At 47.7% G+C, this 14,078-nt stretch carries 19 protein-coding genes; all 19 read right to left on the bottom strand.

Annotation, left to right across the window (positions count from 1 at the left end; all coding sequences use genetic code 11):
- Positions 1 to 43 precede the first annotated feature (43 nt).
- The 19 genes from RS881_RS28370 to RS881_RS28460 all read right to left on the bottom strand — a co-directional run bounded on the left by RS881_RS28370 (position 44) and on the right by RS881_RS28460 (position 13,883).
- Positions 44 to 2,881 carry a TonB-dependent receptor gene (locus RS881_RS28370; protein WP_315824196.1) on the bottom strand — a complete coding sequence of 946 codons (2,838 nt, stop codon included), beginning with the start codon at positions 2,879 to 2,881 and terminating at the stop codon, positions 44 to 46.
- A 49-nt stretch (positions 2,882 to 2,930) separates the two neighbouring features.
- The gene (locus RS881_RS28375) at positions 2,931 to 3,827 is read right to left on the bottom strand and encodes a hypothetical protein (RefSeq protein WP_315824197.1); all 897 of its coding nucleotides are present in this window, start codon (positions 3,825 to 3,827) and stop codon (positions 2,931 to 2,933) included.
- Positions 3,824 to 4,135 carry a hypothetical protein gene (locus tag RS881_RS28380; protein ID WP_315824198.1) on the bottom strand — a complete coding sequence of 104 codons (312 nt, stop codon included), beginning with the start codon at positions 4,133 to 4,135 and terminating at the stop codon, positions 3,824 to 3,826. The genes RS881_RS28375 and RS881_RS28380 overlap by 4 nt, the downstream gene beginning before the upstream one ends.
- Positions 4,136 to 4,146: 11 nt before the next feature.
- Complete coding sequence (locus RS881_RS28385) at positions 4,147 to 4,335, bottom strand: hypothetical protein (protein WP_315824199.1); 189 nt, start codon at positions 4,333 to 4,335, stop codon at positions 4,147 to 4,149.
- A 153-nt stretch (positions 4,336 to 4,488) separates the two neighbouring features.
- Positions 4,489 to 5,247, bottom strand: coding sequence for a hypothetical protein (locus tag RS881_RS28390; protein WP_315824200.1), 759 nt, complete (start codon positions 5,245 to 5,247; stop codon positions 4,489 to 4,491).
- Between the two features lie 17 nt (positions 5,248 to 5,264).
- Entirely contained in the window at positions 5,265 to 5,510 is a 246-nt protein-coding gene (locus tag RS881_RS28395) for a hypothetical protein (protein ID WP_315824201.1), read from the bottom strand.
- Positions 5,492 to 6,388, bottom strand: coding sequence for a family 20 glycosylhydrolase (locus RS881_RS28400; RefSeq protein WP_315824202.1), 897 nt, complete (start codon positions 6,386 to 6,388; stop codon positions 5,492 to 5,494). The genes RS881_RS28395 and RS881_RS28400 overlap by 19 nt, the downstream gene beginning before the upstream one ends.
- A gap of 10 nt (positions 6,389 to 6,398) precedes the next feature.
- Positions 6,399 to 6,707, bottom strand: coding sequence for a hypothetical protein (locus RS881_RS28405; protein WP_315824203.1), 309 nt, complete (start codon positions 6,705 to 6,707; stop codon positions 6,399 to 6,401).
- Positions 6,694 to 7,707 carry a CARDB domain-containing protein gene (locus RS881_RS28410; RefSeq protein WP_315824204.1) on the bottom strand — a complete coding sequence of 338 codons (1,014 nt, stop codon included), beginning with the start codon at positions 7,705 to 7,707 and terminating at the stop codon, positions 6,694 to 6,696. The genes RS881_RS28405 and RS881_RS28410 overlap by 14 nt, the downstream gene beginning before the upstream one ends.
- A complete protein-coding gene (locus RS881_RS28415; RefSeq protein ID WP_315824205.1) occupies positions 7,629 to 8,267 on the bottom strand; it encodes a hypothetical protein in 639 nt (212 codons plus the stop codon). The genes RS881_RS28410 and RS881_RS28415 overlap by 79 nt, the downstream gene beginning before the upstream one ends.
- The gene (locus RS881_RS28420; RefSeq protein WP_315824206.1) at positions 8,258 to 9,439 is read right to left on the bottom strand and encodes a tetratricopeptide repeat protein; all 1,182 of its coding nucleotides are present in this window, start codon (positions 9,437 to 9,439) and stop codon (positions 8,258 to 8,260) included. The genes RS881_RS28415 and RS881_RS28420 overlap by 10 nt, the downstream gene beginning before the upstream one ends.
- 188 nt (positions 9,440 to 9,627) lie before the next feature.
- On the bottom strand, positions 9,628 to 10,188 hold the full coding sequence (locus RS881_RS28425) for a glycoside hydrolase family 88/105 protein (protein ID WP_315824207.1): 561 nt from the start codon (positions 10,186 to 10,188) through the stop codon (positions 9,628 to 9,630).
- Entirely contained in the window at positions 10,154 to 11,053 is a 900-nt protein-coding gene (locus RS881_RS28430) for a glycoside hydrolase family 88 protein (RefSeq protein WP_315824208.1), read from the bottom strand. Before RS881_RS28430 ends, RS881_RS28425 begins: the two co-directional genes overlap by 35 nt.
- Positions 11,053 to 11,286, bottom strand: coding sequence for a hypothetical protein (locus RS881_RS28435; RefSeq protein WP_315824209.1), 234 nt, complete (start codon positions 11,284 to 11,286; stop codon positions 11,053 to 11,055). Before RS881_RS28435 ends, RS881_RS28430 begins: the two co-directional genes overlap by 1 nt.
- A 161-nt stretch (positions 11,287 to 11,447) precedes the next feature.
- Positions 11,448 to 12,497 carry a glycoside hydrolase family 28 protein gene (locus tag RS881_RS28440; protein WP_315824210.1) on the bottom strand — a complete coding sequence of 350 codons (1,050 nt, stop codon included), beginning with the start codon at positions 12,495 to 12,497 and terminating at the stop codon, positions 11,448 to 11,450.
- A gap of 46 nt (positions 12,498 to 12,543) precedes the next feature.
- Positions 12,544 to 12,732 carry a hypothetical protein gene (locus RS881_RS28445; RefSeq protein ID WP_315824211.1) on the bottom strand — a complete coding sequence of 63 codons (189 nt, stop codon included), beginning with the start codon at positions 12,730 to 12,732 and terminating at the stop codon, positions 12,544 to 12,546.
- Positions 12,732 to 12,977, bottom strand: coding sequence for a glycosyl hydrolase family 28-related protein (locus RS881_RS28450; protein WP_315824212.1), 246 nt, complete (start codon positions 12,975 to 12,977; stop codon positions 12,732 to 12,734). Before RS881_RS28450 ends, RS881_RS28445 begins: the two co-directional genes overlap by 1 nt.
- Before the next feature lie 10 nt (positions 12,978 to 12,987).
- Positions 12,988 to 13,350: a sugar phosphate isomerase/epimerase family protein gene (locus RS881_RS28455; protein WP_315824213.1), complete on the bottom strand. Its 363-nt coding sequence runs from the start codon at positions 13,348 to 13,350 to the stop codon at positions 12,988 to 12,990.
- Positions 13,351 to 13,352: 2 nt separating this feature from the next.
- Positions 13,353 to 13,883, bottom strand: a complete 531-nt coding sequence (locus RS881_RS28460) for an IolE/MocC family protein (protein ID WP_315824214.1) — start codon at positions 13,881 to 13,883, stop codon at positions 13,353 to 13,355.
- Positions 13,884 to 14,078: the final 195 nt, after the last annotated feature.

A 14,078-nucleotide genomic window follows, 5' to 3' on the forward strand; every position in this document is an offset into this window, starting at 1 on the left:
TCCGGACTCAAAAGAGCCAGCCTACACTTTCTCGTTGCCTTACTTACAACCTGAACTTGATGCCCGCACGACCCCAGAAAGAATAAAACTGCTTTTGATAAACCCTTGATCTTTCACCGAAATAATCTAGCTGTGGCGCCTTCGTTAAATTGAGCGCTTCCGCATATACCGAGAACATTTTGTTGATGCGGTAAGAAGTATTAACGTCGATCTGGATCCTGTCATGGCGTATTACATCCGTAGCATCTTTATCTCCCAGTATGACCGTATAGGCGCTGTTGTAATTCAAATTACCCTGTATTGTAAATCCTTTGTAAGCAAATGACAGCGAGCCATTGGCAGTATGATCGGCCTGACCAGGCAGGCGAAGACCTTTCCTGAATTGTGCATCGGCTTTGGAATGGGTATAAGTGTAATTGGCCAGTACAGAAAACCCTTTCAGGATCCCGGGCAGGAAGGTAAGGTTGGCTTGTGCATTCAGCTCAATGCCAAATACGTCTGCTTTATTACCATTCAGCGTTCTGTACCATCTCCAGCCCTTATAAACGGCCGCATTGTCAAATTCATCACCCTGAAGCGTCACTACACTATTGTATTGGAACTTGTTGATCCTTTTATAGAATACACCCGCCGATAGGATACCAAGGTTAGACAGGTATTTCTCATACATCAGGTCCCAGTTGGCGGCCGAAGCGGGCTCCAGCTCTGGATTGCCATCTGTTACTGTTTCACTAAGAATGCTCGTTACACGACCGGGAACAAGGTCCACAAAATTGGGCCTTGAATAACCATACGTAAGCGCGGCACGGATCAGCGAAGATTTTGTGAGGTCATACTTCACTTGAATATTCGGCAATACCTTCACATAATCATTCTTTTTACGGTTGGGCGTGGTAGAGATCCAGTTGCCATCTTTATCCTGGGCAATGATATTTCCCTTATAATCTACTGATGTGGCTTCCACCCGTACGCCGGCCAACACCATAAATTTGTTGAACTGGATGCGGTTCATCGCATAACCAGAGGTCACCGTTTCTATCGCATCATAGAAGTAAGAGTCAATACTCATCCGGGTAGCCGGTACATTGATGGGGAACAGACTGCTGCCCAGGTTGGCATCCAGGAAACTGATCGTTTTATCCTTGTCAACACCCAATCCAAAATTGGTATTCCCATCCAGTAAGTCGTCAGATACCTCTGATTGCCCCAGGAAATTGCCCAAACCACCGGCTGCAGCTGCACCTGCATACGTGGTAACAATCGTATTGTCGGGGCGGAAACGGGTATTGTGCATCCTTTTAAACTTACCGCCCATCTTGAAGGAAGAAGCGTTTTTGCCAATCGAATAAGGCAGCATGGCATTGAGCCGGGCTGTAAAATTCTTACCATTCGTAGTCCACCAATCCCGTTCTACCGTATTATACGTATACAACGATGCATCATTTTTCCAATCAGCCCCATACGCCTGCGGGTAATCTGTAGAAATGTCTTTGATCTTTAGCGGAATGTCCTTGGTAATAAAGTTGTAGATGCCCGACCTATTTTTAAACTCCGATTGACTCAGGAAAATACCGGCATCCAGCTTTACACGACCCACCTTCGTTTCACCCGATACATTAAAGTTCAGGTTGCTATTGTTTTCCGTAGCTGCCTTTATTTCATTGTATCCGCGTCCCCGGGTGGTTACATATTCATTGTCTGCATTCAGCGTAGTACTCTTGCTTTGCATACGTGTGCGCTTGCGGTACCTCGTCAAGTCATTATTGTGATCCGCATACATCAGGTTGGCCACAATACTGGTATTGGGACTGAAATTATAATCCAGTGTCAGCGATGCACCCGTACGGGTACGCTCATTTTCTACATACAACAACCGTACATCCGTAGGGAAAAAGATATTCCCTTTCCCATAATCCTTTTCTTCCCATACCTGTGCCCTGATCTCATCATAACCATTTTTTGTTTTGAAATAACTGCCTGTAGCCATAATGCCCAAACGGCCATTGGGACTGCCCGCCGAAGGGAAGAAGCGTTTACTCCACGAAGCATTGCCAATCGCATTGAAATTGCTCCGCAGGTTATTATAACCCGTTCCCAGGTCCACTGCAAATTTGTGTCTTAATGAAGTAGCAGTAGGCGATTTCATATTGATGGCGCCGGCAATGGCATCGCCATCCTGATCAGGCGTGAGCGTTTTGATCACCTCCATAGATGACAAAACATTCACCGGTATTACATCCAGCTGCGCATTCCGGGAACCATCTTCCTGCGTACCCATGATCTGCTCACCGTTTACATTGATATTGGTGAAATTGCCTGGCGTGCCTCGCAGTTGCACCGTAGCACCTTCACCACTGCTGTTCCGGCCAATCGTTACACCTGGCAACCTTTGCATCGACTCCGCCACGTTCAGGTCAGGATAACGCCCCATTAGATCGGCCGAAACTACCTGCTTGATATTATCTGCATTCCTTTGCTGGTTAAGCGCCTTGGCCTGACCTTCCTTGCTGCCTACTACCGTTACTGCCGTTAGACTGCGTGCCAGTGTGGTCAATTTGAAGTTTAAAGGAGCTGTTTGGCCACGTTTCACATCCACTTCCCTGTCTACCGGGGCATACCCCATGTAGTTCACAGTGATCGTTTGCTTGCCTTCCTTTACACCAGTTAGTGTAAAATTGCCGGCCAGGTCAGTAGCTGCACTAATAGTTGTTCCTTTTACCGTTACAGAAGCGCCGGGAAGTGCATTCCCCTCACCATCCGTAATTTGTCCTTTTACCTGACCACTGGACTGTGCCATGGCAGCGGTAAAAAATGTTGGCAAAACAAATACAGCCACCAGTAAATGGAGCGGTAACAGCACCCTGTTGATCAATCGTTTCATGTGCAAGAATTTAGGCAGTTATTAATGTTATATTATTTAGCGTTGAAATTCAGGTAGTCAACCAAAAGCGAAGTCCGAAGCTGGTACCAATATCCCGGTTCGTAAGCCATACTTTCCCTTTTCTAAACCGTGTTCTCGTTTCTAGCACCGCTCCCCGTAAATTGGGATCGGGATGGTCCTGGGCATAGCGATTATTGATAAGCCATTGCGCCGATTTTTCAATATTGCTATCAAACTCCTTATAGCCGTACTTGGACAATTCGATCCATACAATACCTGCCAGCGCTACCGAGCTGCCCGTGGCAGAACCTTTATCCGGTTGCCGCTCACTCATGTAGTTGTCATAAAAGATCGTTCCGTCTTTCTGCTGCGCTTTTACAAAAGCCCGCGCTGTTTTCGCTGCCCCTTCCAGGTATTTCTTGTCCTGCGTCATTTTGTACGCATGGATCAGTGACTCGGCATACCATAAGGAGAACCGTGGGTGGAATGATTTCTCATCTATGAAATTGGGCATGAACTGCATCCAAACCCCTTCAGGCCCCTGCTTTTCCAACAGACTATTACACAGGTTGAGATAGGCATCCCTGAATTGCTTATTCCCCGAAAACTCATAGGCGTCTTTAAACAGCCAACCTTCCGTATTGGGGCGCGAAACATCAAATAACTTTTGCTCTTTTTTATCTTTTAGTTTCCAAAAAGGACTGTACTCTTTCAATACTTCTCCTGTCTTGGCATCAATATTATCATAGCAAACACCTTTTTCAGCGTAGTACATATTCTTAAGCATCCAACTGGCGGCGTTCGTAGCTATTTTGGCATAACGTGGGTTCTTCGTAACACGCGATAACTCATAGATACCCGGCGTACCATCAGAAATCGTAGCAAATACAATGAATTCATCTCCCAGTGCATCCCCATGTACGCCAGCTACCATACCCTTCATCACCGGATGGTCTTTGATCTCAACCCGGCCCAGAAATTACCGCCCCTGATGGCGGCATCCAGGTAAGCCTTATTATTCGTTTGTTTGTAAGCAGCCAGCAAGGCATACACCGCCTGCCCCGTATGCCAGGGCACTTCATACGCATACCATTTACCTTCTGTGAGGTTATAATCACAGCGGCTTTTCCCTTCTTCATCCAGCAATACATTCGATACATAACCTGCCATCTGGTCAATGGCCAATAACACCTCTTCTTTTTTACCTGCGCCTTTACATGGAGGGAACAAAGTAAAAGGGCAAACGAAAAACATACAGCAAACCGTTATTCAGCTTCATATACTTTGTTTTTGGGATTAGCCTGGTATTTGTGTTTCTGATTGATCACCTCTACTTCCGGTGCCAGCCTGAATAAGAATTGCCAACCCTGTTCTTCCCCTTGTGGTATTTTCAATAGTAAGTGGTTCATCCCTACCATAAAGGGTAACAAGTATTTCTTTTCACCCGGCATCACATCATTACCTGTTGTGGGGTGATAGGCTTCCCATTGAAAAACAACTGTGCACCCGCCGGCGCTGTTAAAAAAGCCCCTGTATTAACAGCCTCTTTAGAAGTAATATGACAATAAGCGAATGCGCTGGCCGGTGTTGTTTTTCCAAACTTAGCCTCAGGTCAATGATCCCCCATTTGAAGTGGCAAACTTTTGCCAGCGATACGTTTTCCCCTCGTACATCGTGAAGTCACCGGGAGATGGTGGTTTATTGTACTCCTTGTTCTCGGCGTAAAGGAACCCGGGCGCCTGGCCCGGTTCTTTGGCCGGGAAGGGGCCGGTGAGCATCCAGTTCTGAAAATAACTAAAGGTCGTTTCAACTATATCGAGCCGTGTATTACTGGCAGGGGTAGGGGCCTGCTGTTGTTGGATGGCTGTAGCAGCGCTTGTTAATGCCTGCTCAAGCTGCTGCAAGTCGGCTATCTTGTTATTATAAGGCTGTTGCACTTCCTTCAGCCAATATTCCTGGTTTTCCCTTCTCCAGGCAGCAGTGTATCCTTCCTTCATCAATTGATACCGCCTTGACAGTTCCTGTATCGGCTTCACTGCATTTGTCAGCAGGGAAACAGCCTGTTGCGGTTGGGTAGCTGCCATACTTAGCCCGTGCCGGTATTGATTCACCGTTTCTGCCAGCACAAGTCTTGTATCCATCATGATCGTGTATTGATCAATGGCGTGCTGAAGCGTATGCACATCATCCCCATTCCATTTTGGCACCGCATTAGCAAGCGTGCCGCCTGCTTCTTTTAATATCGCCTTGGCTGCGGGTACAGAACGATTGTTCAGCAATAATCTTTTCCCTTTTTCTGGCAGCAATACCTGGTTCCACAAATTATCATTCAGGTTATAAGTGAGCGGAAGCTCCCTTAACTCCATCAACTTAAAGAGCGACTTTACATACTTGCCATTGCTGGTACCATACGCAGTAACCTCATACCGCCTGTCGAATGAATGGTCCTGCGTACTGTCCAGATTCCAGCTTTTTCTGCTGCTACATACACCCCATACCAGTCGGCCGAAAACAAATAACTACCCCCATCATCCCAAATCGTGGTGAAGGCGCCTGTTGCCCCCTTTACCTTACCTGCTTCCAGGAAGCCGGCAATATTTCCTTTGGCCATCACCATATCCGGAAACATCCGGTAAGAATTGAGTATGCCCGGGCACACCATAAACTCCAGCTTACGGTCTGCAAAGGTTGTATCCACCGGGCATAACTCTGCTGGTCGCTATATTCCCAGGTAAGGTAAATAATATCACGGGGCAACATATCCGGGATATCCTTGTACTGAAGGGCGATATCTCCCCAGATCATCATCTTTTTATGATGCTTCTTCGCAACGTCATACAAGAACCGGATATGGTCGGAATAAAAACGGGCCGGGCCGATACTGTCAATGTACACTTTGGATCTTCCTTTATTAAGGTCAAAAGTTTCGTCACAGTTCACATTAAACCAGGGCGCATTAAACGCATCACACAATTCACCAATCACCTGTTCCAGAAATTGACGCGCCTTGGGGTCAAGCGGTGAGATCATTGTATTCGTTTCTCCCATCGACCGGTATTGTGGTAACGACAATATCTTTTCAAAATGCCCAAACGATTGAAAACTCCCCACCAATTGTATATGGTATTGTTCTGCATAGGCCGAAAGCTCCTTGATCTGCCCAATCGTAAGCTTGCCATTGGTGGGCGCAAAGTCAGGGTGCGAGAGTGGCTGCACCACATGTTCAATATAGAAAGAGAGATAATTGATCTTAACCTCTGCCATCCTTTCAATCTGTTCCTTGATATATGCAACCGTTGAAATAGGCCCCCGGCTGATGTCATCATAGATTACCCGCGTAGCAAATGCCGGCCAGTCTACAATCACTAAAGCTTGTGCCCATTGCCCCCTGGTTAACTGCTTCAGCGTTTGTAATCCATAAAAAGACCCGTTTCCGTATGTGCAGCAATAACCCGCTCTTGGGCATTCATGATCATCACATAACCTTCCTGGCCCAACTGACTCCACCTGCTGCCGGTTACAGCCTGTAATTTTTATCAGTTGCCGCATTTTTACCCAGCATTACCAATGATACTTTGGCACTGCCAGTAGCTACTCCCTGCATTCCTTTCCCAAAATCTTGCCAATGCCGTGTTAATCGTTCACTTGCTTCCTTAGTAAGCCCATTGACCTGGAACTGCAATTTGGCCGGATAACTAATTTTCCTTTCCTCTTCCTGGGCATATTGCGGATAAGGCAATACCGGTAAGCCATTGGCGCCTGCAACCTGGCACAAGAGCAAAAAAACAATCCTTGTATCAATGTCCTTACAATCATGGATGATCATTTGATGGCCAATAAGGTATTTCTATGCCGATACTAGCCTCATTATTGATGCTGGTGATTTCTTTCCCTCCATAACTTACCTGGATCGTAAGCTGGTGCTTCCCTTCCCTTGCCTTCCATTGCAGTCGCACTACTTGCGCGCGCGGTTCAAGGTCATTGGGCGCCTCAATTACCGGAATGATATGCCGGTCCGTTAGTTTTCCATCTACCAATAGCGCAACCGTCACCTGCCTGGCTGCCACACTGCCTATATTGTGCACCGTGCACAGAATATCCGCTACATCACCTGCTTCCAATTGTTGATGCCCAATAGCAATATCCCGTTCACTGATCGCTACATCAGCTCTTTTTGAAAGCCCTTGCCCATCTGCACGAAGCTGCTGCAGTTCTACTACCACCAGCTTTTGCGCTGGTAAGTTTATTTCAATCCTGCCTATTCGTTCAGTGATCCTGATCGTTTGTTCCGTCAATATTTCCTCTGCCTGTAGGTCATCATTGCTATCTGTGCCAATCGTAAGTTTGTATTCTCCAGGAGCCAAACGCCAGGTATTCATTTCAATTGCCTTGGCCTTACCACGGTTGAACAACGATACCAATGCCGACCGTTCATCTCCCCGGCGCACAAAAACAGATACCTCCGGCCCCGTATTTTTCCAGGTAGCAACCAATGAAGGGAATTCAAATCCCCTACCAAAATGCCCCGTATACATACCCGTAAGCAGATCGCTGCCCCGTACATAGACCCGGTCCGTAAACTTTACTTCACTTGTAAGTAAAGGAAAATTGTAACGGAGTGAGGTCAGTATGGGAGTAAAGCCTTCCAGCATGTCCGCCACCTTGCCCGTAAGCGTATATTGATTGTAAGGAGAGGATAGCTTCTTAACCAACTCATCATAAGTTGATTGCCTGCTTAACTGGCGTGTCATGGCAAATACCTGACCCAGTGGATGATTCCCCGCTGTTTTATCTTCACCCCCTGCAACAGGATCTGCTTCACCCATTCGGACGAACCCTTGGGCGCATCGGCAGCCGGGGCATGTTGACTAGCTTCCGTAATGAGCTTGGCCGCATAATTCACCGGATCCAGCAAATGCCGCTGCCGTGTGAGGTAATACATCCCCGTTAAATGATAATACAATTCACCCACATGTCCCAGGTGATCCCAGTCATAATAATCATACTTGAGTTGCGGAGCATACCATTGCTCACCAAAACTTTCATCCCCAAAGTGCACTGCTGCGGGAAAAACACCTGCCGGCTTGCCATCTTTTGCTGCTGCTGCATCAGCTACCCAGGCATTTGACCATTCTGTGAACAACCGCAATAGGGTGGGATTATCGTTATACCAGGCCGTCCACAGTCCAGGCAGCAACGCCCGCGCATTCAATGGCACATCTACACCATAAGGAGCATCCTCCCAGGCTTCGGTTGCCGACAGGTAATAAGATTTAAAATGACGATGCCCGCCCGGCGTTATGCCCGACCAAACATCCCTGAAATGCTGCATACTGATCATGCACCTTTCTACATAAGCCGGATCACCATACCGGATCATGAACATACCCGGATGCGAATCCCTGAAAGCTCAGCCGAATGCTCCACATCATCCACTCCCTTTGAATAACCCCGGTACAGCAGGTCACTGTTCCAGATGCCATCTGCCAATCGAGTATAACCCTTGCGTGCAATACTGTCATCGGCGCCTACTACCGCAGGAAGCCACCACCGCAGCATTTCTACATCATCACCAAACTTGCCGCCTAGCTCCCCATTGGCCGCTTGCCGTTGCTGTACCCACCAATGGATCAACTTCTGCATCCTGCTCATCGCTTCATATTGCAATACCGCCCAGCGGGGAGCCCCTGTTGTATCACCCGGTGTAAAGCTGTCAGGTACCTGATTGCCCAGGTACATCTGCAGCACTTCATGCTTGGGAAATATACTGGCCAATTCCTTAAAATAAATTGCCGCCTTACTATCCGGGTACAATTGCTCATCTTCCTGGTACAACCAGTAATGGATCCTGCCCAGCAGGTACAATGCCTTATAATAAAATGGATCAGCCGGATCGGCCACCACCTGTTCCAACAGGTTGGCCGCTGTATACATCCGCTGAATTTGGTTCATACCCGTTTTCCTGGTGGCCCATCCCCAGCCGCCCCCGTTGTAATACCTGCACGCTTGCAAATATTGACGAAGCGAGTGCAACTGGTTGATGGCCGCCTCGGGATTGCTACTATTGCCTATAACCTGAACGAGTTGGTGCTCAAATTGTACTGCTACAGCCGTGTCCTGCTCCGGGCTTTTCTCCGGAAATGCGATCTCCTGTATCGGCGTCTCAGGCCTTATTTCAATACTCATAATGCCGATAGGTCCACCACCAATAGCAACCATACTAATGATCGCCTTATCATCTGTAATAGCCACCTTTTTTCGCGTACTTCTAAAAGGTAGCCGGAACCAGGGTGTTGATACCGTATCAATAAAAACATGTCCATTTATCTTCACTTGCAATTGCAACTGATCAGCCTTGTGCTGTCCCGTCACCACCGTGATCCAGTAATTACCATTTGGAATATCCGCCCTGAATACCATACTGTCACTGCCTGTTACCCCATCCCTGAATAAACTGTCAGACAGCTTGCTGTACATCGAGTCAAAACTTCCCGTAGGTGCTACCACCCAGCCATATCCTTTCTCTGCCCCGTAAACATCAGTGGGACCTACCCGCATATACCCACGTTCTGTGACCGAACCATCCGGTCAATATCAAACAACCTATTGACCGCCCGGCTTCCCCTTCCAGACCCGCAGGCGCCAAACAGGCAACAACCCAATAACCATATCAGCAATACTTGTTTCAATGCCTCTTATTCGTTTTTGTTTATTATCCAGTTTTGATATTTCTATCGCGGCTGTGATCACAGCCCCAGTCCGCGCGGATCATTGTCCAGTTGTTTCCGGTTGAGGTAAAAATCCTCATCAAAGCCTATTTCCGTGCCCCGGCAAATACCATGCACAATACCACCTGCTTCAATTTGCCGCGCTACCCCCTGCCAGCCCAATAAGGCATATTTTTTGTATGCTGTTCCCAGCCATCCCATGCGCACACCACGCGCTATTGCCAGCGTAAACATCGCCGTGCAAGAGGTTTCTTCATAAGCTCCTGGCCGGTCCAGCAACTGCCGCCACATACCACTACTTTGTTGGTACTTGACCAATGCCCCTGCATGTTGCCGGAAAATCGTAAGCACCTTTTGATAATCGCGGTGATTAGTAGGCAATACATTAAGCAGCTCCGCCGTAGCCCATACGATCCAGCCATTGGCACGGCCCCAGTAAGCCACCGATTTTTCCTGGCTCCTGCTGAACCAGCCATGCTTGTACAAACCAGTTTCAGAAATGAACAGGTACTGCTGAAATTGCAATACCTGTTTCGTTGCTTCATCAAAAAAACTGGCGTTGCCTGTAGCCTTTGCCATTATCGAGAGAAAGGGTACACTCATAAAAGATCATCAGCCCATACCGTATAGGCCACCGGCTCCGGCCGGCAAAAGTCCCATCGGACAACCGCACCTGCTCCCTTGTTACTACCTGTGCAATCGTATCTACCAGGTTCTTCAGTGCCGGATTGCGCGTACTGCTGTACAATGTTGCAAAGGGAAGTATGGGCGCTCCCGTATCATCCAGCATCGTGCGGCGAAATAGCCGGTGCAGCGTGCCCCGGTAAGCAAAGGATTGCTCGTATTGCTGTCTAAAATAAGCACTATTCCTTAAAACAAAATCAGTGTATTGTTTTACAAAACCATCCATCGAGGTATTCCCGCTTGCTTGCGCCAGTTGCCAAATACTCCATACCGTAAGCCCGTGCGAATAATGCCAGTTGGCATACGACTCCCGCTGATAAATGGCAGTACTGTCAATCCGCAGCGTAGGTAACAACCTTTGTGGCGCTTGCTGCCAGCTGATCAGGGCCGGACCTGTGAACAGATACGGTTGCAGTTCCTTTTCCGGCAAAGCAACAGCTTGGGAAGCTGTAGGTTGTCCAGTATACCACCAGCCACTTTTGCCGGCAACTATACCACTAAAGTTAACACCTTGGTCAAGATCACCTGCTTCCGTTTGCGGCCGCAGCAATACCACCTGCGCCCCAGTCTTTGTTGGCTCCAACTGGACCAGCCATTTGTTGATCCCCTTATGCTGCATGGTCGTGAAGTATTGCCCAAACCGGAATTTGCCATACGCTATTTCCCGGGGTACCCCATACAGGCTTTCTCCTTGTTCAAATACCAATACATCATTCACCCATATCTTTATTTTCACACTACTGCTTACACCGAAGCGCATCAGCGTATCCGTACTGGATTGGCTTTGACAGTAAGCATAAGCTTTTGTCCTGCTTGCATTCCCAGGTGCCGGAAATCAACTACCTGCATACCCAATACCGCTTCCTGTGGCTCAAATACAAAATCAAAGCGAGTATCCTTTACAAACCGTTCAGCTACCTGCCTGCCCAGCGAAAGCGCATCTGTGCCCTGTTGTGCAAAGCCATAACCACCGCCTGCCAATGCCAGCAGCAAAAAGAAAATAAACGGTACAAGTATGCAATACGATCCTTCATGCGAGTATTATTAATGAAAGCAAGCCTGCGGCTATTGGTTGTGGAAGCCTCCCTATGGTGGGTCTCCCTCCCCAGGGGCCGCTCACCCTAATCTATCTCTTACAGGCTACCAGAGCCCCTTTATTTATCCACTTTGATATTGCCCGACTGTTGATCCTGCTTGATCAACCGCTTTGCACGGAATTCAGGTACATTACGACCCACTATCCCGTTCTTACTGTTGTTCACTACAATCACTGCATCAGTAGTTGCCTCAGCTTGTACATTAAGCCCACGCAGCGTAAACCCATCCGTTCCCACTACCGCAAAGGCCGGTCTTGCTTCTGCTTGTTGAAAGCGCAGCCGGATATCCGATAACCTTACATCCTTGGCATGACGAATGAAGAATCCATAGGCCGGTAACTTGCCAAACATCGTGGCTTCCGGGTAATCCACTTCCTTTTCCTCCGGTACAGTCTGCCCATCCGCCGCAGCACCGCCACCACTGAAACCAATACTGATATTGTGCAACGATATATTTTCTACAGGCGCTTTGTCAAGCCCCGAAATCGAACAACCAATGCCATTCGCCCCCGTAGCAATGATATTCGAGATACTGACATTTTTCAGTTTGCCTGGCAGGGGAGTGGGGACAGCTGCAATATGCTTGCGCGCCCGGTTGCCCAGCCTGATAAACAGCGGCACTTCCGGGCCATCAATCACCATATTACTGATCGAAATATTTTCCATGATACCACCATCTACTACTTCCAGCGCAATGCCGCTAATGCCAGCAGGGCGCCCATAGATCGTACTTACCTGCGCCGAAGGTTTGATCACACAATTGGATACCACAATGTTGCGGTAGCCGCCCGTTGATTCTGTACCAAACTTAAGCGCATTACAATGACTGCTTAAAATGCAATTGGTGATCGTTATATGCTCCGAGATCAGCGGAGATGTACTCTTGATCGTGATGCCATCATCATCCGAATCCCCGGTTATATTCGAGATCGTTACATACTTGCAGCCATCAATATCGATCATGTCATTGTTCTTATTGCTATGATTCCAGATATGCACTCCATCGATCAATACCTGCTCACAACCCAGGTAATGCTGCATCCAGAAGGCCGAATTCCTCAGCCGTACCCCTTTCACCGTGATCTTCTTGCTGCCCGCAAACCACAACAGGTACGGACGGTCTTTATAGCGATCCGGCTTTTGATCGTATTGATCACAAAAGATCCTCCCTGTCCATCAATCGTTCCTTCCCCTTCAATACCCACATTCTCCTGGTTCTTGCAAAGATCAATGCCTGCCGGGCCCAGTCTTCACCATAAAACGGAATGCCCGACTGTTGATAAGCGAAATGCCTCGATGCAGGTTGACCCAGCAACGTTGCTTTGGCCGACAAATGAAGCATTACATTATTTTTAAGACTATCGTACCCGATAAGAAAGTGCCTGCCGGAAAATAGACCTTACCGCCCGTTACCGTACAGGAATCAATAGCCCTCTGTATAGCGATCGTATTATCAGTAACGCCATCCCCCACAGCACCCGAGTGTACAATATTATACTGTTGCGCATTACTACTTTGCAGCGCCAATACCGAGCTTAATAACCCTATTAAGAAAGCTTTTCTCCTGCATGTTCCAACCAATACCATGAACCTTATTTTAGTGTAAATACCTTTTTATTTGCGTATTCAGCCAACTGGCAGTTTGCGTATATGCCTGGTCTATATTGTTGATCTTTGTTTCGGCCCCTCCTACATCAATGGCAATCCTGCCTTTATATCCAATACTTTGCAAGGTGCTAAAGAAACCATCCCAATAAATATTACCCGCCCCTGGTACCTGGTGTTCTACCTGTGTACCTGAATTGTCCGATAGATGGATATAACTGATCTTATCAGCCAACCTCAAAACACTCAGCGACAGGTTCTCTTTCATAAAATACTGGTTCGCCGTATCCAGGTTAAAGTACAGGTTACCTGCGCCCACTGCCTGCCAGAAATGCAGGAAAGAATCCGTTCCCACCGTTAGGCTCCTTCACAAGGATGCAGGTGATAAGCAAGACCATAATGGGCTGCAATGGCGCACGCCTCCCGGTAAGTGGTCGTAAGCTCCAGCCAATAATCGGCCCAGTTCAGATTGCGCGGCGGCAGCAATTTGCCCAACACCTCATCATTATAATGACGCATTACCGGCATATCCAGTGGGTAGGTGAGCGGTAAAAGTGGACCATTATCCAGCACCCCCTCAGCACCCAACACTTTGGCGGTGGCGCATCCTTTCTCAAACAAAGCCAGACTCTTAGCGCGTTCGGCTGTTTTACCTGAACCCAGTTGCGGCAGCACAACACAAAACATGGGCACCGTACAATGATGAGTATCCAGCGCTGTTGCAATGCGGCTGCGGTGTTCGTAGAGGTAATTGATATTATCCTCTCCAATTCCTTCTAATTCAATATGCCGGAAACCCAGTTGCGCCATCTCCTTAATATGCCTTTCCGTATCCGCCACCGGTGGGGATAGCCATACTTCGAGATAATATAGAGGTACGCACAACACATATATTCACTGTATTCAATCATCAGTTCAGGGTGGTTTTCATTACAATTTCGGGCACGTGCCCGAAATTGGAGAAAAATAAAATCCCGCTAGGGGAACTAATAAGGTAAAATGGAAATCGAATAGTAACGTAGGATAAGAACGGGCACGTGCACGAATCTAAACAAAATAATTAAATAACCAAATATTTTTCCC

The organism is Paraflavitalea speifideaquila (genome assembly GCF_032395985.1).
GTDB lineage: Bacteria > Bacteroidota > Bacteroidia > Chitinophagales > Chitinophagaceae > Paraflavitalea > Paraflavitalea speifideaquila.

What these genes read in the sequence shown, in the direction of transcription:
- RS881_RS28395 (WP_315824201.1), bottom strand. Translation starts at nt 5,510, where the DNA reads ATGTTTCCGGATATGGTGATGGCCAAAGGAAATATTGCCGGCTTCCTG.
- RS881_RS28370 (WP_315824196.1), bottom strand. Translation starts at nt 2,881, where the DNA reads ATGAAACGATTGATCAACAGGGTGCTGTTACCGCTCCATTTACTGGTG.
- RS881_RS28415 (WP_315824205.1), bottom strand. Translation starts at nt 8,267, where the DNA reads ATGTTCATGATCCGGTATGGTGATCCGGCTTATGTAGAAAGGTGCATG.
- RS881_RS28390 (WP_315824200.1), bottom strand. Translation starts at nt 5,247, where the DNA reads ATGGAGTTAAGGGAGCTTCCGCTCACTTATAACCTGAATGATAATTTG.
- RS881_RS28425 (WP_315824207.1), bottom strand. Translation starts at nt 10,188, where the DNA reads ATGGCAAAGGCTACAGGCAACGCCAGTTTTTTTGATGAAGCAACGAAA.
- RS881_RS28445 (WP_315824211.1), bottom strand. Translation starts at nt 12,732, where the DNA reads ATGCTTCATTTGTCGGCCAAAGCAACGTTGCTGGGTCAACCTGCATCG.
- RS881_RS28380 (WP_315824198.1), bottom strand. Translation starts at nt 4,135, where the DNA reads ATGTTTTTCGTTTGCCCTTTTACTTTGTTCCCTCCATGTAAAGGCGCA.
- RS881_RS28450 (WP_315824212.1), bottom strand. Translation starts at nt 12,977, where the DNA reads ATGGTATTGGTTGGAACATGCAGGAGAAAAGCTTTCTTAATAGGGTTA.
- RS881_RS28405 (WP_315824203.1), bottom strand. Translation starts at nt 6,707, where the DNA reads ATGATCATCCATGATTGTAAGGACATTGATACAAGGATTGTTTTTTTG.
- RS881_RS28430 (WP_315824208.1), bottom strand. Translation starts at nt 11,053, where the DNA reads ATGCGCTTCGGTGTAAGCAGTAGTGTGAAAATAAAGATATGGGTGAAT.
- RS881_RS28420 (WP_315824206.1), bottom strand. Translation starts at nt 9,439, where the DNA reads ATGCGGGTAGGTCCCACTGATGTTTACGGGGCAGAGAAAGGATATGGC.
- RS881_RS28410 (WP_315824204.1), bottom strand. Translation starts at nt 7,707, where the DNA reads ATGGGTGAAGCAGATCCTGTTGCAGGGGGTGAAGATAAAACAGCGGGG.